Below are 377 nucleotides of genomic sequence, written 5' to 3' on the forward strand. Positions count from 1 at the left end.
ATAAGGAATGATTTAGATATTGTTGGCGGTAATATTAAATTAATAGATGAGAACGATCAAGTTATAGGCAAGAAAAATTTCCCAATTAATCATTTTGATATAATATCATCTATGCCATTTATTAATCCTCTTTGTCATCCTGCGACTATAATTAAAGCCACAGTATTAAAAGAAGTTAATGGATATACTTTAGGTACTGATGGAGCAGAAGATTTTGATTTATGGTGTAGATTGTCAGGAATATATAAATTCGGAAACTTACCTGAGTATGTTTTATCTTATAGATTAACAGCTAATAGTATATCCCAATCTTCTCATTTGCATCGAATTTCTTTATGTACTGAATCTATTAGGGATAATATACCTAATGCTCCGAT

Annotated in this window: 1 pseudogene; it reads left to right on the forward strand. The window is 29.4% G+C overall.

The features are described from left to right. Window positions 1-377, forward strand: a pseudogene (locus V1952_RS22590) (glycosyl transferase); the annotation flags it as partial.

This window comes from Yersinia sp. 2542 StPb PI (assembly GCF_048593855.1).
Taxonomy (GTDB): domain Bacteria; phylum Pseudomonadota; class Gammaproteobacteria; order Enterobacterales; family Enterobacteriaceae; genus Yersinia; species Yersinia enterocolitica_E.